Origin of the sequence: Roseateles chitinivorans (assembly GCF_002761755.1) — a bacterium.
GTDB lineage: Bacteria > Pseudomonadota > Gammaproteobacteria > Burkholderiales > Burkholderiaceae_C > Roseateles > Roseateles chitinivorans.
The window spans coordinates 116,571-138,621 of sequence record NZ_PEOG01000009.1; the positions used below are offsets into that span (position 1 = coordinate 116,571).

Consider the following 22,051-nt stretch of genomic DNA (forward strand, 5'->3'; position numbering starts at 1 on the left):
GGCGGTCCGTCCGGCCGGGATGCTAACCGCGCCGGAGGAACCCGCCGGAGGTCAGGCGACGGACGTGCGAGGCGACGCGGGCGCGGTCAGATCCCGTCGCGGTCGAGCGAGGCCGACAGCGCGGCATGGGCCTCGACCTCGGCCAGACGCTGGCCGAAAGTCTCGCGCGCCATGCCCAGCGCATCGGACCCCGCCACGAAATGCAGCGGCGGCTTCGCCATCGCGGCCAGTTCGACGAAGGCCCGGCCCAGCTTGACCGGATCGCCCGGCTGCCGGTGGTTGTAGGCCTCGTAGGTCGACAGCGGCGGCGTCGGCAGGGTCGCGTAGTCCGCGATCGACCGCGTGCCGTAGCGCACCGAGCTGGCATCCAGGAAGTCGGTCCGGAAGAAGCCCGGCTCGACCACCGTCACCCGGATGTTGAAGCCGGCCAGTTCCGGCGCCAGCGAAGCGCTGAAGCCATCGACGGCGAACTTGGTGGCGCAGTAGACCGCCGCGCCATCGAAGCCGCGGAAGCCGCCCACCGAGGCGATGTTGATCACATGCCCGTCGCGCTGCCGGCGCATGACCGGCAGCACCGCCCGGGTGACGTGCATCAGGCCGAAGACGTTGGTGGCGAACTGGCGCTCGATGTCGGCAGCGCCGATTTCCTCGAACAGGCCCAGCTGTCCATAGCCGGCGTTGTTGATCAGCACGTCGATGCGGCCGAAGCGGGCGACGGCCTGCTCGACCGCATGGACCGCGTCGGCCTCGCGGCTGACGTCCAGCGGCAGGCACAGCACGGTCTCCGGGTGCGCGGCATAGGCAGCCTGCAGCGCCGCGACATCGCGGCCGGTGGCGACGACGCGGTCGCCGGCGGCCAGCGCCGCCTTGGCGATCTCGAGGCCGAAGCCGCGGTTGGCGCCGGTGATGAACCAGATCTTGCTCATGGGATTCCGTCCTTGGAGGGATGAAGGTTGGGGGGAGTCCCCGCGACGGCGGCGTGCTTGCCGCCGGGCCTCGCGAGGGATGGGAGTCATCCTAGGAAACGACACCTGCCACCGCATGCCCGTTCCGGCGGACCGCTTGCACGATCCGCCGCGACCGTCTTGCGCCCCCCCGACCGCCACTCCCACTCCCACTCCCAATCCCACCCCGCTCCCCCGCCCGCAGCCGCAGCCGCTCCCGTTCCCACCCGCGCTGCCACCCATCCGCCGTCCCCTTGCGCAGGAATACCGGGGCCTGAACGCAAGCGACCATGCGCGATCCGCGTCCTTGCGCTACAATCCGAAGCTTGATTCGCACAAGACCACCCTCTTCAGGTCTTCTTCTGCAGCCCCTCCGGTCCCTCTCACGGACCTTTCTGCGAGCGGCTCGCACCAGCATCAACCCCCGGTTCGTGCGCTTGCGCGTTTCTGGCTTCGGCCGGTTCGATCGCCCTTGGGCGAACGGCTGCTGGAGCAACCCTTCGTGTCCCGCCCCGGCTTCGCGCCATCGAAACAGGGAAAGGGCACATTCCCAAACCGCGCCAAGACGGTTGCTTATTGCGATTGCCTGTCAAGGCGCACACCTCATGAGAACTATGCGAACCAAAAGCATTGAGGTGGGGCGATTCCTTGTCTCACCGATGACCAAACCCCATGCCGACGGCGGATTCGCCGCGGCCGTCTCGATCCGATCGGGACGCGGCATGGCCAGCATCGATCGCGTCATGCGATTCGTGCCGACCTTCGAGACCCGCCGCGCCGCGTTGCGCTATGCGGAGACCGAAGGCACGGCCTGGGCGCGCTGCCATTGAGGGCGCGCCCGTGATTCCCGAGGCGAAGGCCTGCGGCAGACCGCGGCCGGCGCCCTTATCGATTTCAAGAAAGGAGCATCCCGTATGGCCAAGGAAGAACTGATTGAAATGCAGGGTGTCGTCAACGAAATCCTGCCGGACTCGCGCTTCCGCGTGACGCTGGAGAACGGCCACCAGGTCATCGCCTACACGGGCGGCAAGATGCGCAAGCATCACATCCGCATCCTGGCTGGCGACGCCGTCTCCCTGGAGATGTCGCCCTACGACCTGACCAAGGGCCGGATCACCTTCCGTCACCTGCAGCGCTCGGCCCACTCGGGCCCGCCGCCGGTCCGTCGCTGAGCGCCTGTCGCGGGGGTCGACGCCCCCGCGGAAGTCTCCGGTCATGACCACCGCCCTGCCCGACCCCGCCGCAGCGCCGGCCTCGCCCGAGGCCGACGACCCGATGCCCCAGCCGCCCGTGCAGCCGGACATCGACGCCTGCTGCGGCAACGGCTGCGACCCGTGCATCTTCGACCTGCACGACCTGGCGATGGATACGTACCGGCAGGCGATGCGCGACTGGAAGGTCCGCCATCCCGAGGCCGGCTGACGCCTCTCCCCCACCCTGAAGGGCCGCCTTGCGCGGCCCTTCGCTTTTTCCACTGCCCGGCGAGCGCCCCTTCAGGACGAGGGGCGTTTGCGTTTCGTGACGTTTTTGGGGACATCCTCGGGCTTCAGAACCGGCGCCCGTCCGCCGACATCCAGGACAGGCGCCGCGCTTGCCGCGCAGGCGCATCGATCCCCTCGACCGGAGGCCCCGATGTTCATGACCGGCCAGAACCGCTTCCATGTCGCGCGTTCCGACGCGCAGGCCAACCTGCGCTTCGCGCTGGCGCGGCTGAGCACCGATTGGCGTCACCTCGACCCGTTCGGACTGGAGGTGCTGCTGCGCCACCTGCTGATGGCGGAGCACCGTTGCATGCCGCATCCCAGCGTGCTGCGGGAGCGGCCCACCAACCGCTGGCTGCTGCCGCGGCTGCGTCGCCGGCGCCTGGAGGTGGCGGAGCGGCTCGTGGCCGTCGGCGGACGCGTCAGCCATGCCAGCCTGGCGCGGGTGCTGCCGCGCGGGCACGACTGGCCGGGGGTGTCGGCGCTGGTCGGGCGGCATGCCTGGGACCCGGTCGAAGGGCGCCAGCCGCGGCCGCGCGTCCCGGTCGTCGACGACGCGCCGACCCGCGCTCAGCCGGTGGCGGCCAGCAAGGCGCGGGCCACTTCCGCGAAACCGTCGCCGCGCTCGCTCGCGGTGACGTAGGCCGGCGGGTGGTCCAGCATCGGCAGGAAACGCGCGATGTTGGCCACGCCCACCGACAGGGGCACCCGCTCGAACATCAGTTGGTCGTTGGTGGAGTCGCCCACATAGACCCAGGCGCGCGGATCGAAGTCCAGGCCGGTGAGCCGCTTCACCGCCCATCGGGCGGCGGTCCATTTGCTGTGCTCGCCGATCCAGCCGTTGACATGGATCGAGCTCACCGTCGCCACCAGCCCGTGGGCGCGCATCAGGTCGCAGACGGCGGCGATCGCGTCGTCGTCCAGCGTGGTGAACTCGCTGTGGTCGACGGCGATGTCGGTCAGGCGGCCCGCGCTGTCCCGCGCCAACTGGGCGCCGGGCACCGCCGCCACGATTGCCGTCGCGCAGGCCTGCAGGCGCGCGAAGTTCTCCAGCCGCGTCGCATCGTCCTGGGCGAACTCGGTGACCAGCGCGCCGTTCTCCCGGTGCAGCAACACCCCGCCGTTCTCCGCCACGATCCCCCGCAGGGGCCAGTCGATCGCGAAGGGCGCGCTCCACCCCGCCGGCCGACCGGTGATCGCGATGACCGGAATGCCGGCGTCATGCAGCCGGTGCAGGGCCTCCAGCGCCGCGGGGGCGATGCCGCCCTCGGCGGTCAGGGTGTCGTCGATGTCCGTCAGCACCCCGCGCAGGGGGAGCCAGGCCGCGCGGGGACAGTCGCTGAGCGGGGGGATCGTTCGCATGGGGGGCGATTGTGGCCCCGACCGTGACGCTGTCATCGAGCCATCCAACGGAACATGACTACAATCGCGCCCTGTTCCGAGGAGCGTTGCGACCTCCCATCCCATCGAGGCCAGGCTCGGAACCGCCGCGCGGCGACGTGCCCGCGGCCATGGCAACCGCGCTCACCCGTCGACCCTTCGCAGGCCGGGTGAGGACCGAGCGGCAACCGCCCTCCCTTCTTCCTTGCGCTTCTGATCGCTGGCGTCGACGGCCCTTCCTCGCAGGAGTCCGCATGAACGCCCAACTGAAGCCGCTGGCCCAAGACCAGTACCTGATCAAAGACCTGTCGCTGGCCGACTGGGGCCGCAAGGAAATCAAGATCGCCGAGAGCGAGATGCCCGCGCTGATGGCCATCCGCGAGGAATACGCGGCGGCGCAGCCGCTCAAGGGCGCGCGCATCACCGGCTCGCTGCACATGACGATCCAGACCGCGGTGCTGGTGGAGACGCTGCAGGCGCTGGGCGCCGAGGTCCGCTGGGCCTCGTGCAACATCTTCTCGACGCAGGACCATGCCGCCGCCGCGCTGGTCGCCGTCGGCACCCCCGTCTTCGCCTACAAGGGCGAGACGCTGGAGGACTACTGGGACTACACCCATCGCATCTTCGAGTTCGGCGCCAAGGGCGCGCCGGGCGAAGGCCCCAACATGATCCTGGACGACGGCGGCGACGCGACGCTGCTGATGCACCTGGGACAGAAGGCCGAGAAGGACCTGTCGGTGCTGGCCAATCCGAGCAGCGAGGAAGAGCGCATCCTGTTCGCCGCGATCAAGAAGAAGATCGCTGAAGACGCCACCTGGTACACCCGCAAGAGCGCCGAGATCATCGGCGTGACCGAGGAGACGACCACCGGCGTGCACCGCCTGAAGGAAATGTCCGCCAAGGGCACGCTGCTGTTCCGCGCGATCAACGTCAACGACTCGGTCACCAAGAGCAAGTTCGACAACCTCTACGGCTGCCGCGAGTCGCTGGTGGACGGCATCAAGCGCGCCACCGACGTCATGGTCGCCGGCAAGATCGCCGTGATCGCCGGCTATGGCGACGTGGGCAAGGGCTCGGCGCAGGCGATGCGCGCGCTGTCGGCGCAGGTCTGGGTCACCGAGATCGATCCGATCTGCGCGCTCCAGGCCGCGATGGAAGGCTTCCGCGTCGTGACGATGGAATACGCCGCCGACAAGGCCGACATCTTCGTGACCACGACCGGCAACAAGAACGTGATCCGTCACGAGCACATGGCCGCGATGAAGCACAACGCCATCGTCTGCAACATCGGCCACTTCGACAACGAGATCGACGTCGCCTCGCTCGAGAAGTACGAGTGGGAAGAGATCAAGCCGCAGGTGGACCATGTCATCTTCCCGGACGGCAAGCGGATCATCCTGCTGGCCAAGGGCCGTCTGGTGAACCTGGGCTGCGGCACCGGCCACCCGAGCTATGTGATGTCGTCGAGCTTCGCCAACCAGACGATCGCGCAGATCGAGCTGTTCGCGCACAAGGACGCCTATGCCGTCGGCCAGGTCTACGTGCTGCCCAAGCACCTGGACGAGCACGTCGCGCGCCTGCAGCTCAAGACGCTGAATGCGCAGCTGAGCGAGCTGACCGACGAGCAGGCCGCCTACATCGGCGTGTCCAAGTCGGGCCCGTACAAGCCGGACACCTACCGCTATTGATCGACGGACCCGAGACCCGACCATGCGTGCTGATCAGCGGCTTCTCTCCCTCGGCCTGGCGCCCACGCGCTCGGCCGCCCAGCGGCTGATCGACGCACGCGCGGTCGAGTGGGAAGGCCCCAGGGGCTGGACCGTCGTGCGCAAGTGCGGCGAGGACCTGCCCGAGACCACCGCCATGCGGGTGACCGATGACGCCGAGCTGCGTTACGTCTCGCGCGGCGGGCTCAAGCTCGAGGGCGCGCTGGCCAAGGCCGGCGTGTCGGTGGTCGGCTTCTCGGCGCTGGACATGGGCCAGAGCGCGGGCGGCTTCACCGACGTGCTGCTCAAGGCCGGCGCGGCGCATGTGACCGGCATCGATGTCGGCCACGGCCAACTGCACGAGACCTTGAAGGCGGACCCGCGGGTGACCGCCCATGAAGGCATGCACGTGAAGGACTACGTCCCGGCCGAACCCTTCGACCTGGTCGTGGGCGACCTGAGCTTCATCTCGATGATCGGCACGATCAAGCACGTGGCGGGCTGGCTCAAGCCGCAGGGCCAGGCGCTGCTGCTGATCAAGCCGCAGTTCGAGCTCGGTCCGAAGGCCCTGAACAAGAACGGCATCGTCAAGGACAAGTCGCAATACGCCGTGGTCAAGGAGCAGGCCGTGGCGGCCGCCGAAAAGCGCGAGCTCACCATCAAGGGCTGGTTCGAGAGTCCCGTCACCGGTGGCGACGGCAACACCGAATTTTTCATCTGGGTTCAGAAACCATGACGACCCCTGTCAGCATCGAATTCTTCCCGCCCAACACGCCGGTCGGCACCGAGAAGCTGAAAGCCGTGGTGCAGGAACTGCGCGCGGTCCGTCCGCAGTACTTCAGCGTGACCTACGGCGCGGGCGGCTCGACGCGCGAGAAGACGCTGTCGACCGTCGCCGACATCGCGTCGCAGGGTTTCGACGCCGCGCCGCACCTGTCCTGCGTCGGCTCCACGCGCGAGAACATCGCCGAGATCCTCGCGACCTACCGGGCGCAGGACATCCGGCGCGTCGTCGCGCTGCGCGGCGACCTGCCCAGCGGCACCGCCACCGCCGGCGAGTTCCGCTACGCCGCCGAGCTGGTGCGCTTCATCCGCGAGACGCAGGGCGAGGACTGGGACATCGAGGTCGCCGCCTATCCCGAGTACCACCCGCAGCAGCGCTACGCGGCGCGTGACCTGCAGTTCTTCGCCGACAAGGTGCGCGCCGGCGCCAGCGGCGCGATCACCCAGTTCTTCTACAACCCGGACGCCTACTTCCACTTCGTCGAGGCCTCCCGCGCCCTGGGCGTGGAGGTCCCGATCGTGCCGGGCATCATGCCGATCAACAACTACGCGCGCATCGCGCAGTTCGCGCAGCGCGACGGCATCGAGATCCCGCGCTGGGTCGCGTTGAAGATGGAGGGCTACATGGATGACGCGGCTTCGGTGCGCGCCTTCGGCCTGGACGTCGTCACGCGGCTGTGCGAGCGCCTGATCGCCGGCGGTGTGCCGGGGCTGCACTTCTACACCCTCAACCAGAGCGCGCTGACGCTGGAGTTGTGCAAACGCCTCGGCCTCGCTGCCGAGGCTTGACCAGGCGCAAGCGGTCCGCACTGCCGCGGGCCGTCTTCGCGCCGCGCCACCGTTCCTTGTGAACGGTCAAGGCCAGCGGCCCGGGACCCACGTTCAATGCCGGTCATCCATTGACCAGGAGTGAACGCATGTCCCGCATCCCCACCCCCACCCGCCTTTCCGTCGCCGCGGCCGCCCTCGCGGCCCTGATGACCGGCGCCGCGCTGCCCGTGCAGGCGCAAGGCGACACCTGGGTGTTCCGCGCCCGCGCGGTGAACATCGATCCCGCGGACAAGGACAAGACCGGCCTGGGCCTGTCGCTGAGCCGCAAGACGATTCCCGAAGTCGACATCAGCACCTTCCTCACGCCGAACCTGGCGGCCGAGCTGATCCTGACCGTTCCCCAACGGCACACGCTGCGCAGCAACGGCGTGCGCATCGGCACGGTGAAGCACCTGCCGCCGACGCTGACCCTGCAGTACCACTTCAATCCCGCAGGGCAGTTCCGCCCCTACGTCGGCGCCGGCCTCAACTACACCCGGTTCTCCAGCGCCCGCTTCGAGCCGGCCGTGCAGGCCGCGCTGGCGCCCAGCATCAAGAAGCAGAGCGTCGGCCTGGCGGTGCAGGCCGGCTTCGACCTTATGCTGGATCAGCAGTGGTCGATCAACCTCGACATCAAGAAGCTCCGGATGGACACCGACGTCCGCTCCCAGGGAACGTCGGTCGGCAAGTTCAAGATCGATCCCCTGCTGGTCGGCGTGGGCCTCGGCTACCGGTTCTGAGTCCCGCGAATCCGGTTCATCCCTTCGGCCAGCCATGACCGGCCAGAGACGGCCGAAGGGGACCGTGAGAGAGGAACCGTCGGGATTCTTGACAGTTCGTTAAAAGCACCAGCAAGAAGAGGCGGCAATTGTTCACGGAAATAGCGCCAAGTCCTTATCCCGTCACGGATTCGAAGGCCATCCCTAGTTCATTGGCACGAACACTGCTTACATGGAGTCACAAGCCACCTTTTTTGTGACCCTGACTCCATGAACTTCACGCGTCTGCTGGCCGTCTGCGCCGCCTCCCTGACCACCGCCTTCGCCGCCCAAGCTGCGGTCGTGACCGCCTCCAGCACCACCCCGACCACGATCTGCGACCGCTGCGTCGTCGAATCCACGCTGAACGTGGACGCCCACGGCACGCTGAGCGACGTGAACGTGTCGATCATCGACCTGCGCCACACCTATGACGCCGACCTGGCGATCTGGCTGATCGCGCCGACGGGCACCTCGGTCCAGCTGTTCAACCGCCGCGGCGGATCGGCCGACAACTTCTTCAACACCGTCTTCGACGACTCGGCCGCCATCGCCGTCGCCAATGGCGCCGCGCCGTTCACCGGCACCTTCCGCGCGGAAGAGCTGCTGTCGGCCTTCAACGGCCAGGACGCCTTCGGCACCTGGACGCTGCGCGTGGCCGACCTGGCTGGCGCCGACGTCGGCGTGATCAACAACTGGAGCGTGCAGCTGACCACCGTGCCGGAGCCGGGTTCCCTGGCGCTGGCCGGGCTGGCGCTGGTCGGCCTGGGCATGGCGCGTCGCCGCAAGGCGTAATGCCGACGGGCGTGCGCCTGCGACCCTTGGTCGTCCGGCGCCGCTCGCCGACCGAAGACGAACGGAAACGACGAAAGGGCCCGCGGGCCCTTTCTTCATGGCTCGGCGCGTCAAGCGCCGACAGGCGTCACCGCTCAGTCCAGCGCCGCGAACGCATCCCGCGTCAGGTTCTCCGGCGCGCCGGCGTCGCGGCAGGCGACATCGTCCTCGATGCGCACGCCGCCGAAGGCACCGAGGTGCTTGACCAGCGCCCAGTCCACCTGCGCCGCCGCGGGCGTCGCGCGCAGCTTGTCCAGCAGCATCGGGATGAAGTACAGCCCCGGCTCGATCGTCACCACCATGCCGGGCTGCAGCACCCGCGTCAGTCGCAGGTAGGGATGGCCTTCCGGCTTGGCGATGGTGCCGCCGTCCTCGCCGGCCATGAAGCCGCCGACGTCATGCACCTGCAGGCCAAGCAGATGACCGATGCCATGCGGCAGGAAGGTCGAGGTCACGCCCTGGGCGAGCATCGCGTCCTCGTCCATCCGCACGATGCCGAGCTGCCGCAGCACGCCGGCGATCTCGCGATGCGAGGCCAGGTGGATGTCGCGGTAGTCGACGCCCGCCCGCACACGATCGACCAGGCGCAGCTGCGCGGCCTCCATCGCGTCGACCAGCGCCTGGAAGGTCGTGTCGCCGTTGCCGGTCGTGCGGGTGATGTCCGACGCATAGCCGCAGCTGTGCGCGCCCGCGTCGATCAGCAGCGACAGCGACTGGGCCGGGGCCCGCTGATCCTGGTACTGGTAATGCAGCACCGCCGCATGCTCGTTCAGCGCGACGATGTTGCCGTAGGGCAGGTCGCGCTCGGCCAGGCCGCAGGCCCGGAGGTAGGCGGCATGGATCGCCGCCTCCGACCGGCCGTCGCGGAACGCGCGCTGCGCCGCCAGATGCGCCTTCGCGCCCAGCGCCGACGCCTCGCGCAGGCGCAGTAGCTCGTAGCCGGTCTTCACCGCGCGCGCATGGTGGAGCGGATTCAGCACCTCGGGCGGGTTGTTCGGAACGATGTCGCCCAGCGCCGCATCCGCCTCGCCGACGATCGCCAGCTCGCCCGGCAGTTGCAGGTAGGGCAGCGCCTCTTCCGGCTTGCGGACCACGATCAGTTCGAAGTGATCCACCCAGAAGCCGCTCGGCGCCTCGGGCGGCACATGCCAGTAGTCCTCGGGCTGGACGTAGACCAGACGGGGCCGGTGGCCCGGCCGGATCACCAGCCAGCTGTCGGGATGGCGGATCAGGGGCACCCACAGCTTGAAGTGGGGATTGGGCTGGAAGACGTAGGGCCGGTCATCGAGGAAGGCGAACTTCTCGACGCCGGACGCGATCAGCAGCGCGTCGTAACCGCCGCGATGGAGCGCATGTTCGGTGTGGCGCTGCTGTTCGGCGAGGTGGGCCGCGTACAGCGCCTCCAGCGTGTCGGCGGTCTGGCGGATGGGAGAGTCGACGGCATTCATGCGCGCGGATTCTCCCAGACCACCCCCATCTCGGTCAGCATCGCGTCCAGCCGCACGTCGTTCGGCTGGGCGGTCAGCGTCGGCTGGAAGCCATGGCTGAAACCGACGCCGACGACCTCCGGCCGCGGCTGGATCTGCGCGATGGTGCGCAGCATGAAGCCACCGCCATAGCCCATGCGGATGCCGCCCGGCCCGTAGCCCAGGCACGGCAGCAACAGCAGTTCGGGCTCGAAGGCCTCGGTGTCCTTGGGCTTGGTGATGCCGGTCGCATCCTCTTCCATCGGGCAGCCCGGATACCAGACATGGAAGCGCAGGCGTCCCTCCTCCCGATCGACGACCGGCAATCCGATGCGTCGCTCGGGGTCGACCTCGCTCCAGCGGTACAGCGCCGGCAGCGGATCGAACTCGCCCTTGATCGGCCAGTACGCCGCGATGCGCTTTTCCTTGCGGCCCACCAGCCACACGCGCAGCACGCCCTGCACCAGGTCCGCGAGCTGGAGGCGGCCCGGCAGGTCCAGGCGCTCGCGGATCAGGCGCTCGCGCAGCGCCTGGCGGTCTTCGGAAATCGGCAGCTTGTCGTTCGGATCCATCCGGCCCCTTCACGTTGCCCAGCGGGACCGATGGGCCCCGGAGCCGGCCATTGTGGCCGCGCCGGACGCGGGTTGCTAGAGTCGCCGCCATGGCACGAGGCACCACCACCACGGGAACCGTCCGGCGCGTCGCCGGCGCGGGCAGCGATTTCGCCAACCACTGCATGGAGCTGCTGGCGCCGCTCGGGCCGGTGCTGGCGCGGCGGATGTTCGGCGGCTTCGGGCTCTATGTCGACGACCTGTTCCTGGCCATCATCAGCCGGGACGAGCTCTACCTGAAGGCGGACGCCGTCAGCCAGCCGCGCTACCTCGAGGCCGGCTGCGAGCCCTTCCGGTATGCGAAGACCGGCAAGGACGGGCGGCAGGAGGTCGCCAGCCTCAATTACTTCCGGCCGCCGGAGGAGACGCTGGAGTCGCCGGCGCTGATGCTGCCCTGGGGGCGGCTGGCGATGGAGTCGGCCTTGCGCTCGGTCAACGCGAAGCCGAAGGCCAGCACGCCGAAGAAGAGCGCCGGCACCACCGCCGAGCCCAGCACCGAGAGGAAGCTGAAACCGGTCAAGGCCACGGCTCCGGCGCTCAAGCGTTCGCCAGGCGCTGGCCGAACAGCTGCCCGAAAGAAGGCAGCCGGCTGAGGCGCTGCGCGCGCTTGGCCGCGCAGGCCTGCGGCGGCACCAGCAGCTGGAAGCGGGCGGTCGGCCAGGCTTCCACGACCAGTTCGGTGCCGCTGGCGACTTCCAGCGTCTCGCCGGCCGACAGCCAGAAGTCCTGCGCCGGCAGGTTCAGGTCGCCGCGCTGCGTCACCCAGACCCGCCCTTCGAGCACATGCAGCTCGCGGCGGCCCGGGCCGATCGGCAGGCTCATCGCCTCGCCTTGCGACAACGCCCAGGCGGCGTCGTCGCGGCTGACCTGGATTGATGACTTTTGCATGACGTTCATGATGGACTCCCCGTCCGCCGGGCGGCCCGCGCACTGGCGGCGTTCCTCGTGGACATGGAGGGATATTAGGGTTGCCCCGCATGCCGGTCCAATGAGTCTTCGCGCGTCGATTGATACCATCCGCGCATGAATCCGCCCCGCCATCGCCCGCTCGCCGTCGGTCCGCTGCGCGCCTTCGAGGCGGTGGCCCGGCGCCTGAGCTTCAGCGCCGCCGCCGAGGAGCTCTACCTCACCCAGTCCGCCATCAGCCGCCAGATCCGGTCGCTGGAAGAGGAACTTGGCGCGACGCTCTTCCTGCGCGGCACCCGCCATGTCGAGCTGGCGCCGGACGGCAAGCTGCTGCTGGCCGCGGTCGAGCCGATGCTGGATCGACTGGACGGCACCGTGCGCCAGATCCGCTCGACGCGCGGCCGCCGCGTCGTCAACGTCACCACCTTCGCCTCGTTCGCGTCGCTGTGGTTGATTCCGCGGCTCGAGGCCTTCCAGCGCGAGCACCCGGACATGGACATCCGCGTGTCCGCGCTCGACCAGCTCGTCGAGATCGACGACAGCGAGTTCGACGTCGCGCTGCGCTATGCCGCGCCCAACCGGGTGGCGCCGTCGGCGCAGCGGATGTTCGGCGAGATGCTCACGCCGGTGGTGAATCCGTGGGTCGCCAAGCAGGCGCAGGAGGGCCAGGGCCCGCCGCTGAGCCAGGCCGCCGACCTGCGCCAATACACGCTGGCCGAGGAGGATGACCAGCGCCCCAGCGGCCTGTTCCTGAGCTGGCGGCGCTGGCTGGCGCTGCACGGCGCGCCCGACCTGCAGCCGCGGCGCTGGATGTACCTGAACTTCACCTACCAGCAGATCCAGGCGGCGGTCTCCGGCCAGGCAGTCGCGCTGGCGCGCTTGCCGCTGATCTACGAGGCGCTGGAGCGCGGCGAGCTGGTCGAGCCTTTCGGCGCGGCCGGCCGCACCGACTGCCCGACGGTCTACTGGCTCATGATGTCGGCGCACGGGCGGCAGCGGCCCGAGGTGGTCGAGTTCGCGCGCTGGATCGGCGAGCAGTCGGCGCTCACCCGGCGCGCGATCGGCGAGCCCGATCCGCCGGTGGACGAGCACTCCGGCTGAGCGCCGGAGCACCGGAGCGTCTCAGGGCGCGAGCACCTCGCGCTCGGTCACCACGACGGTCATTGCCTGGTCGTGCGGCTGCACCTCGAAGCTGGCTTCGCAGCAGCTCCAGGCCAGGCCGATCGTCGTGACGCCGGGATGAGCCTCCAGCCAGCGGTCGAAATAGCCGCCGCCGTAGCCGAGCCGGAAACCCTCGCGCGTGTAGCCCAGGCAGGGCACCAGCAGCACCTCCGGCACCAGCACCGGACCGGTGGTGCTCGGGATGCCGCACTCGTCCTTGAGCGTCGGCGGCGTGCCGTCCCAGCGCCGGAATTCCATCGCCGCCGGCCCGCGATCGCCGGCCTTGCGGGCGAACGGCAACGCCAGCTGCATCGCCCCACCGAGCTTGTGCGTCGCGGCCCAGGCCGCTGCGTTAAATTCACCCTCCAGCGGCCAGTACAGGCCGAGGCTCAGCGGCTCGAGCTGGCGCAGCAGCGGAAGCAGCTGCTCGCCCAGCTTGTCGGCGGCAAGACGGGCCTCGGCGCCGGCCGACCATTCGCGGCGGCGCGCCAGCAAGGCGCGCCGCAGTTCGCTTCGCTCATGGGGCCAGGACTTGCCGGCGGCGCCGGCGGCCTCGGGGGCCGTGGGGGAATCACTCATCGCAGTCGGTCATGAAGTTCGCTCGAATCACTGTAACCGCCCTCGCCTCGGCCACCCTCGGCGCGCTCTGCGCCTGGACGGCACTCCCCGCCGCCGCGCAGTCGACGACGCCCTTCGCCGTCGTGCCCAATCCGCCCCCGCCGCTGCCGGACCTGGTCACCGACGCCCGCGAGGCCTGGCGCACCCGCGACCGCTCGCGGCTGGCCGCGATGCGCCAGGTGGCGCTCGACCAGCAGCATCCGCTCGCGCCCTGGTTCGACTACTGGGAGCTGAACGCCCGGTTGTCCGACGCGCAGCAGCCCGAGATCAACGCCTTCTACGCCCGCTGGCCCGGCGCCTACGTCGAGGACCGCCTGCGCAACGACTGGCTGCTCGAGCTGGGCCATCGGCGCGACTGGGCCAACTTCCGGCGCGACCTGGCCGCCTACAAGATGCAGGACGACCGCGAGGTCGTCTGCTACACGCTGCTGGCCGACCCGCCGGCCCGCGAGTTGCGCGAAGCGGCGCGCGCCGCCTGGCTGGCGCAGCGCGACGCCGACGAGGGCTGCAACATGCTCGCCGCGACGCTGCATGAGAACGGTCAGTTCAAGGACTCGGACGTCTGGCGCAAGCTGCGGCTGGTGGTCGAGACCAACAAGCCGCGCGCGGTGAAGCAGGCGGCGGCGCTGCTGTCCAAGGCGGACCAGGACGCGATCGCCGAGCTGATGGACAAGCCTGATCGCTACCTCCAGCGCAAGGCCGCCGCGTTCCCGCGCGCCAGGGCGGAACTGACGCTGCTGGCGCTGATGCGGCTGCTCGCCACTGATTACGACAAGGCGGAAGACGACGTGCGCCGCTGGGCGTCGAAGCTGCCGAACGACCTGTCCGCCTGGCTCTGGGCCCAGTACGGTCGCCAGGCCGCCTTGCGGCTGAAGGACGAGGCCAACGACCACTTCGAGCGGGCGCTCAAGCTGCAGGCGCGGCTGGCCGGGCCGCTCGAATGGAGCGACGACACGGTGAACTGGATCGCCCGCGCCGCGCTGCGCGGCGATGCCGGCGCCAGCCGGCCCGAGCAGTTGGTGGCGGCGATCGCGCTGATGAAGCCATCGGACCAGAAGGACATCACCTGGCAGTACTGGCGCGCCAAGGCCCAGCAGCAGCTCGCGGCGAACGGCCCGGCCGGCGACGCCCAGCGGCGGGAAGCCCAGGAGGCGCTGCGCGCGATCGCGTCGCCGCTGAGCTTCTACGGCAAGCTCGCCGCCGATGAACTCAAGCTGCGCCTGCCGCTGCCGCCCTCGCCGGCCGAACTCAGCGCCCAGGAACGGGCGCAGGCGCTGGCCAATCCCGGCATCCAGCGCGCGCTGCAACTGCTGGCCGTCGGCCTGCGCAGCGAGGGCCAGCGCGAGTGGAACTTCAGCCTGCGCGGCCTGTCCGATCGCGAGCTGCTCGCCGTGGCGCAGACCGCCTGCGAGCGCGAACTCTGGGAGCGCTGCATCCAGACCAGCGAGCGCACGCGGACCGAGATCGACCTCGCCCAGCGCTTCCCGATGCCCTATCGCGCCGACGTGCTGCGGCAGTCCACGGCCGTGGGCCTGGACCCCGCCTATGTCTATGGACTGATCCGCCAGGAGTCGCGCTTCATGATGGATGCGCGCTCGCATGTCGGCGCCGGCGGTCTGATGCAGGTGATGCCTGCGACCGCCAAGTGGACCGCCAGGAAGCTGGGCGTCGAGTTCCGGCCCGACATGCTGCACGACCGCGACACCAACCTGCGCCTGGGCACCGGCTACCTGAAGCTGGTGATGGACAGCTTCGACGGCTCGCAGGCGATGGCCGCGGCCGCCTACAACGCCGGACCGAACCGCCCGCGTCGCTGGCGGGAGGGACCGCAGCTCGACGCCGCCATCTGGACCGAGAACATCCCGATCTGGGAGACCCGTGACTATGTGCGCAAGGTGCTGTCCAACGCGACGATCTATGCGCAGCTGATGGGCCGCGAGGGCGGCACGCAGTTGCGCGACCGGCTCGGGCGCGTCATCGGCCCGGCCGCCGCGTCGGCGCCGGACATTCCGGCCAACGGCACATCGGCCGGCACGCCCGCCGGCACGAACTGACCCGCCGCGCCTGCCCCGCGGGCGCCATCCTCCTCCACGCGAAGGACTCCTGCATGCAATTGATCGTCGGCAACAAGAACTACTCGTCCTGGTCGATGCGCCCCTGGGTGCTGATGAAGGGCCTGGGCATCGACTTCCAGGAGCGCGTGGTGCGCTTCGACTTCACGCCGGACTCGGCCTTCTACCGCGAGGTTGGCGCGGCGACGCCGACCGGCAAGGTGCCGGTGCTGGTGGACGACGGCCTGGCAGTGTGGGATTCGCTGGCGATCGTCGAGTACCTGGCCGAGCGCTTTCCCGACAAGGGCATCTGGCCGAGCGACCCGCGCCAGCGCGCACGCGCGCGCAGCCTCTGCGCCGAGATGCACAGCGGCTTCGGCCAGATGCGCAACCTGTGCGTGATGAACATCGACGCCGACCTGAGCTCGGTGGGGCCTCGGCTGCTGGCCTCCGAGGCCGGCCTGCGCAAGGACCTGGCGCGCATCGTCGAACTGTGGACGGACGCGCTCGCGCAGAGCGGCGGCCCCTTCCTCTTCGGCGCGTTCGGCGCGGCGGATGCCTTCTTCGCACCGGTCGTGATGCGGGTGACGCGCTATGCGCTGCCGGTGCCCGAGGCGCTCAAGGGCTACCTGGCGCGCGTGGAGGCGGCGCCCGGCGTGCGCGAGTGGATCGCCGACGCGATCGCCGAGAAGGACTTCCTGGACTTCGAGGAGCCCTATCGCGACGTCAGCGGTCCGGTCCCGGTGCTGAAGGCCTGAGGCCGCCGACTGGCCGCCCCAATGAAAAACCGCTTCCGGTCGCCTGTGCGGGCAGGCGGCGGGAAGCGGCGAGGTGGGCCGTCGGGATCAGTGATCGCGGCGGCGGCGGACCAGGAACCCGGCGGCCAGCAAGCCGCCGAGCATCATGGCCTGGTTCTGGGTCTCGGACACGAACGACGGCAGGACCTTGTCCGCGCCGTCCTGCTCGTTGACATCCGGCAATTGGGCCGGTGCCGATTGGCTCTGCGAGACGAAACTCGTCTCAGCGGCCACCTGGACCGCCTTGGCGTCCGTGACCGGGGATTCCTGCGCCTGAGCGGCTAGACCAATTCCGCCCAGCAAGAGGAGGAGGACAGACTTCATTCATAAACTCCCTACTGCTTGCCCGACCTGCCTGGCTACAACTGTCTCTCTCGGTAGCTGGCCTGTTTAAACAGGCACTGGTGTGCAGGTGGCATTGGTGAATATACGGAGTCACAGCCTACGTGGGCACCCCACAGCTTGGGGATGCTGCGCCGCAACATGAGTGATCAGATGTATCTCGTCGGAGGGGCCGTCCGGGACGCCCTGCTGGGTCTGCCAGTGCAAGACCGGGACTGGGTGGTCGTTGGCGCCACACCCAAGTCTTTGATCGACAAGGGTTTTCAGCCCGTCGGCAAAGATTTCCCGGTGTTCCTCCACCCCGTGACCCATGAAGAGGTGGCACTGGCCCGGACCGAGCGCAAAACCGGATCCGGATACCACGGTTTCCAGTTCCACACCGACCCCGACGTCACCCTTGAACAGGACCTGGCCCGCCGGGACCTGACGATCAATGCGATGGCCCAGGCGGAGGACGGTTCGCTGATCGACCCGTATGGCGGACAGCGGGACTTGGCCGCGCGGGTCCTGCGGCATGTCTCGCCGGCCTTTGCCGAGGATCCGGTGCGGATCCTGCGCCTGGCGAGGTTCGCCGCCCGCTTCGGCGACTTCTCGGTCGCGCCGGAAACCATGACGCTGATGCGCCAGATGGTGGACGCCGGCGAGGCCGACGCGCTGGTGGCCGAGCGCGTCTGGCAGGAAATCTCCCGCGGCCTGATGGAGCGGCATCCGGCGCGGATGGTCGAGATCCTGCGCGACTGCGGCGCGCTGGCGCGCATCGCGCCGGAGCTGGCGCGGCTGTTCGGCGTCCCTCAGCCCGAGGCGCATCACCCGGAGATCGACACCGGCATTCACCTGCTGCTGGTGCTCGAGGAGTGCGCGCGCATCGACGCGCCGCTGCCAGTGCGCTACGCCTCCCTGTGCCACGACCTGGGCAAGGGCACGACGCCAGAGGCGGAATGGCCCCGCCACTTGAAGCACGAGACGCGCGGCGTGGCCTTGGCAGCAGCGCTGTCGCAGCGCTGGCGCGTGCCGTCGGACTGCAAGGAACTGGCGGAACTGGTCGCGCGGGAGCACACGCATGTCCACCAGAGCCTGGACTTCAGCGCCGAGGCGCGCCTGCGCCTGATCGAGCGTTGCGATGCACTGCGGCGCCCGGGGCGCTTCGCGCAGCTGCTGCTGGCCTGCGAGTGCGACGCGCGTGGCCGCGCCGGCCTGCAGGATCGCCTCTATCCGCAACGGGCCGCGCTGCTGCACGACCTGAAGGCGGTGCAGTCGGTCGACCAGTCGGCGGTTTCGGCAGCGGCACTGGCGGCCGGGAAGCAGGGCCCCGCCATCGGCCAGGCGATCCACGCCGCGCGGCTGGCCGCGCTCAGAGCGTGTGAGACCGATCGCCCGCGCTGAAGCCCAGCGCGTCGAAGCCCTCGCCCGGCGCGAAGCCGATCACCTTGAACAGCTCGCCCATCTCGTGCTCGGCGATCAGCCGATGGGCCATGCCGCGCTGCGCCAACGTGGCCTGGCCCATCAGGTCGACCAGGCCGCAGTTGATCAGGAAGTTGGCCTGGCTCGTGTAGCCCAGCACCGTCAGCCCCGCGTCCTGGCCGGCCAACGCGATGCCGGTGAAGTTCACATGCGCGGTGATGTCCTTCTGCCCGGGCAGCGCCAGCGGATCGGGGTCGGCCCGGTGCAGGTGGTGGCACATCAGCGTGCCGCCCGTGCGCTGCGGGTGGTAGTACTCCGACTCCGGGAAACCGTAGTCGATGAAGAACGCCGCGCCGCGCTTGAGCCGCTCCGCCAGGGTGCGCACGAAGGCCTCGGCCTGCGGATGGATCTCGGTCACCGTGTCCGGCATGAAGCCGGCGTCCTCCTCGGGTGGCAGTGGCGGACGGACGTCACCGGCACGGTCGACGAAGACCAGCCCGCCCTGCCCGTCCAGGCCCACGCCGCGCCGCAGCCACTGCTGGCCATCCCAGCGCAGCAGGTCGACCGGGATCGCGTCCAGCAACTCGTTGGCCACCATCACGCCGTGGATCTCGTCGGGCCAGCGGTCCAGCCATTCGACACGCGGCGCGAAGCGCGCCAGCCGCTCGGCCTGACGCTCGCGCAAGGCGCCCGAGAGGTCGACGATGAAGTACTTCGCCACCGGCTGCCCCAGGGCGTCCAGCGCCTCCAGCAGTTGCTCGGCCAGCGCGCCGCTGCCGGCGCCGAACTCGATCACCGTGTCGGTGCCGCTGACGGCGAGCGCCTGCGCGACCTGCCGCGCCAGCGCGCGGCCGAACAACGGCGACAGCTCGGGCGCCGTCACGAAGTCCGAGCCCTGCTGCGGCATCGTGCCGAACTTGCGGCGCGCATTCGCGTAGTAGCCCAGCCCCGGTGCGTAGAGCGCCAGGCTCATGTAGCGGTCGAAGGGCAGCCAGCCGCCAGCGGCGGCGATCTCGTCGCGCAGCAGCGCGGCCATCGCCGGATCGGTCGCGTGGACCGCTGGCGTGGCCGCGGAAGCCGGCGCGCCATGCGCCACGGACGCCGCGCCATCGAGGCCGGCGGATGCGGGTGTCTTGGAAGTCATGTGTCGATCCTGGGAAGCCGGGGCTCGCCGCGCTGGGCCAGCCATGCTTCGAATTCCTCTGCGGGCATCGCGGTGGCGATGACCTCGCCCTGCAGCTCGTCGCAGCCCCACTCGGCCAGCAGATGCCATTGCCGCGCATTGCGCACGCCTTCGGCGCCGACCCGCAGGCCCAGGCCCTTGGCCATCTGCACCACCGCGCGGGTGATCGCGGCGGCGCCGGTGTCGTCCGGCAGCACGGCGACGAAACTCTGGTCGATCTTCAGCTTGTCCAGCGGCAGCCGGGTCAGCTGGTTGAGCGCGGTGTAGCCGGTGCCGAAGTCGTCGATCGAGATCGCCAGCCCCTGCGAGCGCAGCGTCTGCAGCAGCTCGGGCAGACGGTCGATCTCGTCGGTCAGCATGCGCTCGGTCAGCTCCAGTTCCAGCCACTCGCCGGGCACGCCGGCCGTCTTCAGCACATGGGCGACCGACTTGGAGAAGCTGGCCAGCCGGAACTGCATGCTGGAGAGGTTGACGGCGATCGGCACCGGCGCGACGCCGCGCTCATGCCAGGCGCGCGCCTGCCGGGCGGCCTCGTACATCACCCACTCGCCCAGCGGCAGCATCAGGCGATGCCGCTCCGCCACGACGATGAAGGCGTCCGGCGTCAGCAGACCGCGCTGCGGATGCCGCCAGCGCAGCAGCGCCTCGGCGCCGACCAGTTCGCCGCTGCGCGCATCGACCTGGGGCTGATAGAAGAGCACGAACTCGTCGGCCGTCAGCGCCTGCGCGAGTTCGCTCTCGAGCACCAGGTCGGCGTAGGCGTTCTCGGCCATCGCCGGCTCGAAGAAGCGGAAGGTCGCGCGGCCGGCGGTCTTGGCCAGGTACATCGCGGTGTCGGCATGCTGCAGCAGGTCCTCGGGCGACTCGCCGTGCTCCGGGTACATCGCCACGCCGATCGACGGCGTCACCGACAGATCGCGGCCGTCCGCCTGCACCGGCACCTCGACGACGCTCAGCAGCGCGTTCAGCACCGTCTGCACGTCCTTGCGTTGATGCACGTCCTCGAGCAGCACGACGAATTCGTCGCCGCCGAAGCGCGCCACCAGGTCGCTGCCGCGCAGCCCGCCGCGCAGGCGCTCGGACACGGTGCGCAGCACCCGGTCGCCCTCCAGGTGGCCGAGCGAATCGTTGACCCGCTTGAAGTTGTCCAGGTCGATGAACAGCAGCGCCGCCCGCCGTGCCGGGCCCTGCGACAGGCGCTCGCGCAGCCGCTCCATGAAGGTCGAGCGGTTCAGGAGGCCGGTCAGCGGGTCGTGCTGCGCCAGGTGCTGAATGCGCGCCAGCGCTTCCAGGTGGGGGCGCAGGTCGCGGACGATCGTCATCCGCAGTCGCTCGCCATTGCGCCACAGGGTGCGGACGATGAATTCGACATCGATGCGCGCGCCGCTGCGATGCAGGATCGCGGTCGGGTAGCGGGTCTCCTGGCCGGCCTCCATCACCGCGCGCACCGTGTCGATCTGGTCGCCCGCGATCATCGACAGCGCCGGCCGCCCGACCAGTTCATCGAGCGAGTAGCCCACCAGCTCGCACAGCGGCGGGTTCACATCGGTCATGATGCCGTCGCGGTGGAAGACGATGCCTTCCATCGACGCTTCCATGAACTTCGCCAGCCGGTCCTCCGATTCACGCACCGCCAGTTCGGCTTCGCGGAAGCGGGTGATGTCGGTGATCAGCACGAAGCTCGACTGCACCTCTTCCGCACCGGGCGGGAGGTAGGGAATCAGGTTGACCTCGATCCAGCGCGGCCGGCCGTCGCGGCGCTCCAGGCGCCGTTCGTAGCTGACGCTGACGCGCTCGTCGAGCACGCGCCGCACATGGGGCTCGATCTCCTGCGCCGCGTCCTCGCCGATGATCTGCGCGAAGGTGCGGCCCAGCACGCTGCCCTCGTCCAGCCCGAAGCTGCGGGCGTACTGGCGGTTGGCGAAACGGCAGGTGCGCGTGGCGGCATCGAAGACCGCGATCAGCACCGGCACGTTGTCGGCGAGCAGCCGGAACTGCGCCGACTGGTCCTCGGCGGAGGACGCCGGCAGGGCCGGCGACATGGGCGGCACGGGCGGCACCGGCGCGACCATCTCAGGCGCTCCCGCCACCGGCCTCCGCGCGGCCCGGTTGCTCGTCCAGCGTCTTCAGCGCCAGGCAGAGGTCTTCCCAGGCGCGTGCCTTGTCGGGCAGGTTGCGCAGCAGGTAGGCCGGGTGGTAGGTGACGATCAGCGGCACGCCCTGGTAGCGGTGGACGCGGCCCCGCAGGCGCCCGATCGGCTCCTGGCTGCGCAGCAGCTGCTGCACCGCGAAGCGCCCCATTGCCAGGATGATGCGCGGCTGGATCAGTTCGATCTGCCGCTGCAGGAAAGGCTCGCACTGCGCCAGTTCCGCCGGATCCGGGTTGCGGTTGCGCGGCGGGCGGCACTTGAGCGTATTGGCGATGTAGACCTGCCGCTCCGGCGGGCCCTCGGCGCGCCCCAGGCCGATCGCGCGCAGCATGCTGTCCAGCAGCTGGCCGGCGGCGCCGACGAAGGGCTCGCCCTGCAGGTCCTCCTTCTCACCGGGCGCCTCGCCGACCACCATCCAGTGCGCGCGCTCGTTGCCGACGCCGAAGACGGTGTGCTTGCGGGAGTCGCAGAGCGCGCAGGCGCGGCATTGCGCGACCTCGTCGCGCAGGCCGGGCCAGTCGAGCCGGGCGATCGTCTCCCGGGCCAGACCGCGGGCCTGCGCAAGCGCCGCGTCGGCGGCGGCCGCAGCCAGCACCGGGGCCGCAACGGGCGAGGCGATCGGCACGGCGACCGGTGGTGTCCTGGGCGACGGCTCCGGCGCACGGCGCG

General features: G+C 69.8%; 24 protein-coding genes and 1 riboswitch. Of the genes, 14 read left to right on the forward strand and 10 right to left on the reverse strand.

The features are described 5' to 3' along the window. Positions 1-86: 86 nt before the first annotated feature. The gene (locus CS062_RS04115) at positions 87-926 is read right to left on the reverse strand and encodes an oxidoreductase (protein ID WP_099860213.1); all 840 of its coding nucleotides are present in this window, start codon (positions 924-926) and stop codon (positions 87-89) included. A gap of 677 nt (positions 927-1,603) precedes the next feature. Here CS062_RS04115 and CS062_RS26590 point away from each other — a divergent pair. The 4 genes from CS062_RS26590 (at position 1,604) to CS062_RS04130 (ending at position 3,068) form a co-directional block, all read left to right on the forward strand. Continuing rightward, positions 1,604-1,774 (forward strand): hypothetical protein, encoded by a 171-nt coding sequence (locus CS062_RS26590; protein ID WP_175538353.1) that lies wholly within the window; start codon positions 1,604-1,606, stop codon positions 1,772-1,774. A gap of 84 nt (positions 1,775-1,858) precedes the next feature. Then, a complete protein-coding gene (gene infA / locus CS062_RS04120) occupies positions 1,859-2,116 on the forward strand; it encodes a translation initiation factor IF-1 (protein WP_091727775.1) in 258 nt (85 codons plus the stop codon). Between the two features lie 43 nt (positions 2,117-2,159). Beyond that, a complete protein-coding gene (locus CS062_RS04125) occupies positions 2,160-2,366 on the forward strand; it encodes an oxidoreductase-like domain-containing protein (RefSeq protein ID WP_099860214.1) in 207 nt (68 codons plus the stop codon). Between the two features lie 210 nt (positions 2,367-2,576). Further along, entirely contained in the window at positions 2,577-3,068 is a 492-nt protein-coding gene (locus CS062_RS04130) for a hypothetical protein (RefSeq protein ID WP_099860215.1), read from the forward strand. Here CS062_RS04130 and CS062_RS04135 read toward each other — a convergent pair. After that, positions 2,996-3,787: an HAD family hydrolase gene (locus CS062_RS04135; RefSeq protein ID WP_099860216.1), complete on the reverse strand. Its 792-nt coding sequence runs from the start codon at positions 3,785-3,787 to the stop codon at positions 2,996-2,998. The genes CS062_RS04130 and CS062_RS04135 overlap by 73 nt on opposite strands. Positions 3,788-3,859: 72 nt before the next feature. Next, positions 3,860-3,958, forward strand: a riboswitch (S-adenosyl-L-homocysteine riboswitch). 101 nt (positions 3,959-4,059) lie between these two features. On the opposite strand from CS062_RS04135, the gene ahcY reads away from it, so the two are divergent. From ahcY to CS062_RS04160, 5 genes are all read left to right on the forward strand, one after another. Next, a complete protein-coding gene (ahcY, locus tag CS062_RS04140) occupies positions 4,060-5,493 on the forward strand; it encodes an adenosylhomocysteinase (protein WP_099860217.1) in 1,434 nt (477 codons plus the stop codon). Between the two features lie 22 nt (positions 5,494-5,515). Next, positions 5,516-6,247 carry a TlyA family RNA methyltransferase gene (locus tag CS062_RS04145; RefSeq protein WP_099860218.1) on the forward strand — a complete coding sequence of 244 codons (732 nt, stop codon included), beginning with the start codon at positions 5,516-5,518 and terminating at the stop codon, positions 6,245-6,247. Next, complete coding sequence (gene metF / locus CS062_RS04150; protein WP_099860219.1) at positions 6,244-7,083, forward strand: methylenetetrahydrofolate reductase [NAD(P)H]; 840 nt, start codon at positions 6,244-6,246, stop codon at positions 7,081-7,083. Before CS062_RS04145 ends, metF begins: the two co-directional genes overlap by 4 nt. A 128-nt stretch (positions 7,084-7,211) precedes the next feature. Then, a complete protein-coding gene (locus CS062_RS04155) occupies positions 7,212-7,844 on the forward strand; it encodes an OmpW/AlkL family protein (protein WP_099860220.1) in 633 nt (210 codons plus the stop codon). Between the two features lie 249 nt (positions 7,845-8,093). Next, entirely contained in the window at positions 8,094-8,657 is a 564-nt protein-coding gene (locus CS062_RS04160; RefSeq protein WP_099860221.1) for a proprotein convertase P-domain-containing protein, read from the forward strand. A 134-nt stretch (positions 8,658-8,791) separates the two neighbouring features. Here the strand turns inward: CS062_RS04160 and pepQ are convergent, their stop codons facing one another. Continuing rightward, positions 8,792-10,144: a Xaa-Pro dipeptidase gene (pepQ, locus tag CS062_RS04165; RefSeq protein ID WP_099860222.1), complete on the reverse strand. Its 1,353-nt coding sequence runs from the start codon at positions 10,142-10,144 to the stop codon at positions 8,792-8,794. Next, positions 10,141-10,734, reverse strand: coding sequence for a 5-formyltetrahydrofolate cyclo-ligase (locus tag CS062_RS04170; protein ID WP_099860223.1), 594 nt, complete (start codon positions 10,732-10,734; stop codon positions 10,141-10,143). Before CS062_RS04170 ends, pepQ begins: the two co-directional genes overlap by 4 nt. 89 nt (positions 10,735-10,823) lie before the next feature. On the opposite strand from CS062_RS04170, the gene CS062_RS04175 reads away from it, so the two are divergent. Beyond that, positions 10,824-11,366 (forward strand): TfoX/Sxy family protein, encoded by a 543-nt coding sequence (locus CS062_RS04175; RefSeq protein ID WP_233217903.1) that lies wholly within the window; start codon positions 10,824-10,826, stop codon positions 11,364-11,366. On the opposite strand, the gene CS062_RS04180 is transcribed toward CS062_RS04175, so the two are convergent. After that, positions 11,311-11,670 carry a DUF2917 domain-containing protein gene (locus CS062_RS04180; protein WP_158238659.1) on the reverse strand — a complete coding sequence of 120 codons (360 nt, stop codon included), beginning with the start codon at positions 11,668-11,670 and terminating at the stop codon, positions 11,311-11,313. The two genes, CS062_RS04175 and CS062_RS04180, sit on opposite strands and share 56 nt — an antisense overlap. 126 nt (positions 11,671-11,796) lie before the next feature. Between CS062_RS04180 and CS062_RS04185 the strand changes: the two genes are divergently transcribed. Then, on the forward strand, positions 11,797-12,780 hold the full coding sequence (locus CS062_RS04185; protein WP_099860225.1) for a LysR family transcriptional regulator: 984 nt from the start codon (positions 11,797-11,799) through the stop codon (positions 12,778-12,780). Between the two features lie 21 nt (positions 12,781-12,801). Here CS062_RS04185 and CS062_RS04190 read toward each other — a convergent pair whose 3' ends face one another. Further along, the gene (locus CS062_RS04190) at positions 12,802-13,419 is read right to left on the reverse strand and encodes a 5-formyltetrahydrofolate cyclo-ligase (RefSeq protein ID WP_099860226.1); all 618 of its coding nucleotides are present in this window, start codon (positions 13,417-13,419) and stop codon (positions 12,802-12,804) included. An 11-nt stretch (positions 13,420-13,430) separates the two neighbouring features. Here CS062_RS04190 and CS062_RS04195 point away from each other — a divergent pair, with 11 nt between their 5' ends. Both CS062_RS04195 and CS062_RS04200 read left to right on the forward strand, forming a co-directional pair. After that, a complete protein-coding gene (locus CS062_RS04195; protein WP_099860227.1) occupies positions 13,431-15,512 on the forward strand; it encodes a lytic transglycosylase domain-containing protein in 2,082 nt (693 codons plus the stop codon). Between the two features lie 53 nt (positions 15,513-15,565). Further along, positions 15,566-16,267 carry a glutathione S-transferase family protein gene (locus CS062_RS04200; protein ID WP_099860228.1) on the forward strand — a complete coding sequence of 234 codons (702 nt, stop codon included), beginning with the start codon at positions 15,566-15,568 and terminating at the stop codon, positions 16,265-16,267. A gap of 87 nt (positions 16,268-16,354) precedes the next feature. Here the strand turns inward: CS062_RS04200 and CS062_RS04205 are convergent, their stop codons facing one another. After that, positions 16,355-16,630, reverse strand: a complete 276-nt coding sequence (locus CS062_RS04205; RefSeq protein WP_099860229.1) for a hypothetical protein — start codon at positions 16,628-16,630, stop codon at positions 16,355-16,357. 144 nt (positions 16,631-16,774) lie between these two features. Between CS062_RS04205 and CS062_RS04210 the strand changes: the two genes are divergently transcribed. After that, complete coding sequence (locus CS062_RS04210) at positions 16,775-18,031, forward strand: multifunctional CCA addition/repair protein (RefSeq protein ID WP_233217904.1); 1,257 nt, start codon at positions 16,775-16,777, stop codon at positions 18,029-18,031. Here the strand turns inward: CS062_RS04210 and CS062_RS04215 are convergent. The 3 genes from CS062_RS04215 to CS062_RS04225 all read right to left on the reverse strand — a co-directional run. Then, complete coding sequence (locus tag CS062_RS04215) at positions 18,000-19,085, reverse strand: class I SAM-dependent methyltransferase (RefSeq protein ID WP_099860244.1); 1,086 nt, start codon at positions 19,083-19,085, stop codon at positions 18,000-18,002. The genes CS062_RS04210 and CS062_RS04215 overlap by 32 nt on opposite strands. A 104-nt stretch (positions 19,086-19,189) precedes the next feature. Further along, entirely contained in the window at positions 19,190-21,274 is a 2,085-nt protein-coding gene (locus tag CS062_RS04220; protein ID WP_158238660.1) for a putative bifunctional diguanylate cyclase/phosphodiesterase, read from the reverse strand. A gap of 31 nt (positions 21,275-21,305) precedes the next feature. Next, a partial coding sequence (locus CS062_RS04225; protein WP_099860245.1) for a uracil-DNA glycosylase occupies positions 21,306-22,051 on the reverse strand: 746 nt, incomplete at its 5' end.

What these genes read in the sequence shown, in the direction of transcription:
- CS062_RS04145 (WP_099860218.1), top strand. Translation starts at nt 5,516, where the DNA reads ATGCGTGCTGATCAGCGGCTTCTCTCCCTCGGCCTGGCGCCCACGCGC.
- pepQ (WP_099860222.1), bottom strand. Translation starts at nt 10,144, where the DNA reads ATGAATGCCGTCGACTCTCCCATCCGCCAGACCGCCGACACGCTGGAG.
- CS062_RS04130 (WP_099860215.1), top strand. Translation starts at nt 2,577, where the DNA reads ATGTTCATGACCGGCCAGAACCGCTTCCATGTCGCGCGTTCCGACGCG.
- CS062_RS04210 (WP_233217904.1), top strand. Translation starts at nt 16,775, where the DNA reads ATGCTGCGCCGCAACATGAGTGATCAGATGTATCTCGTCGGAGGGGCC.
- metF (WP_099860219.1), top strand. Translation starts at nt 6,244, where the DNA reads ATGACGACCCCTGTCAGCATCGAATTCTTCCCGCCCAACACGCCGGTC.
- CS062_RS04125 (WP_099860214.1), top strand. Translation starts at nt 2,160, where the DNA reads ATGACCACCGCCCTGCCCGACCCCGCCGCAGCGCCGGCCTCGCCCGAG.
- CS062_RS04170 (WP_099860223.1), bottom strand. Translation starts at nt 10,734, where the DNA reads ATGGATCCGAACGACAAGCTGCCGATTTCCGAAGACCGCCAGGCGCTG.
- CS062_RS04155 (WP_099860220.1), top strand. Translation starts at nt 7,212, where the DNA reads ATGTCCCGCATCCCCACCCCCACCCGCCTTTCCGTCGCCGCGGCCGCC.
- CS062_RS04200 (WP_099860228.1), top strand. Translation starts at nt 15,566, where the DNA reads ATGCAATTGATCGTCGGCAACAAGAACTACTCGTCCTGGTCGATGCGC.
- CS062_RS04215 (WP_099860244.1), bottom strand. Translation starts at nt 19,085, where the DNA reads ATGGCCGCGCTGCTGCGCGACGAGATCGCCGCCGCTGGCGGCTGGCTG.
- CS062_RS04205 (WP_099860229.1), bottom strand. Translation starts at nt 16,630, where the DNA reads ATGAAGTCTGTCCTCCTCCTCTTGCTGGGCGGAATTGGTCTAGCCGCT.
- CS062_RS04185 (WP_099860225.1), top strand. Translation starts at nt 11,797, where the DNA reads ATGAATCCGCCCCGCCATCGCCCGCTCGCCGTCGGTCCGCTGCGCGCC.
- CS062_RS04135 (WP_099860216.1), bottom strand. Translation starts at nt 3,787, where the DNA reads ATGCGAACGATCCCCCCGCTCAGCGACTGTCCCCGCGCGGCCTGGCTC.
- CS062_RS04195 (WP_099860227.1), top strand. Translation starts at nt 13,431, where the DNA reads ATGAAGTTCGCTCGAATCACTGTAACCGCCCTCGCCTCGGCCACCCTC.
- CS062_RS04175 (WP_233217903.1), top strand. Translation starts at nt 10,824, where the DNA reads ATGGCACGAGGCACCACCACCACGGGAACCGTCCGGCGCGTCGCCGGC.
- CS062_RS04220 (WP_158238660.1), bottom strand. Translation starts at nt 21,274, where the DNA reads ATGTCGCCGGCCCTGCCGGCGTCCTCCGCCGAGGACCAGTCGGCGCAG.
- CS062_RS04160 (WP_099860221.1), top strand. Translation starts at nt 8,094, where the DNA reads ATGAACTTCACGCGTCTGCTGGCCGTCTGCGCCGCCTCCCTGACCACC.
- ahcY (WP_099860217.1), top strand. Translation starts at nt 4,060, where the DNA reads ATGAACGCCCAACTGAAGCCGCTGGCCCAAGACCAGTACCTGATCAAA.
- CS062_RS04180 (WP_158238659.1), bottom strand. Translation starts at nt 11,670, where the DNA reads ATGAACGTCATGCAAAAGTCATCAATCCAGGTCAGCCGCGACGACGCC.
- CS062_RS26590 (WP_175538353.1), top strand. Translation starts at nt 1,604, where the DNA reads ATGACCAAACCCCATGCCGACGGCGGATTCGCCGCGGCCGTCTCGATC.
- CS062_RS04115 (WP_099860213.1), bottom strand. Translation starts at nt 926, where the DNA reads ATGAGCAAGATCTGGTTCATCACCGGCGCCAACCGCGGCTTCGGCCTC.
- CS062_RS04190 (WP_099860226.1), bottom strand. Translation starts at nt 13,419, where the DNA reads ATGAGTGATTCCCCCACGGCCCCCGAGGCCGCCGGCGCCGCCGGCAAG.
- infA (WP_091727775.1), top strand. Translation starts at nt 1,859, where the DNA reads ATGGCCAAGGAAGAACTGATTGAAATGCAGGGTGTCGTCAACGAAATC.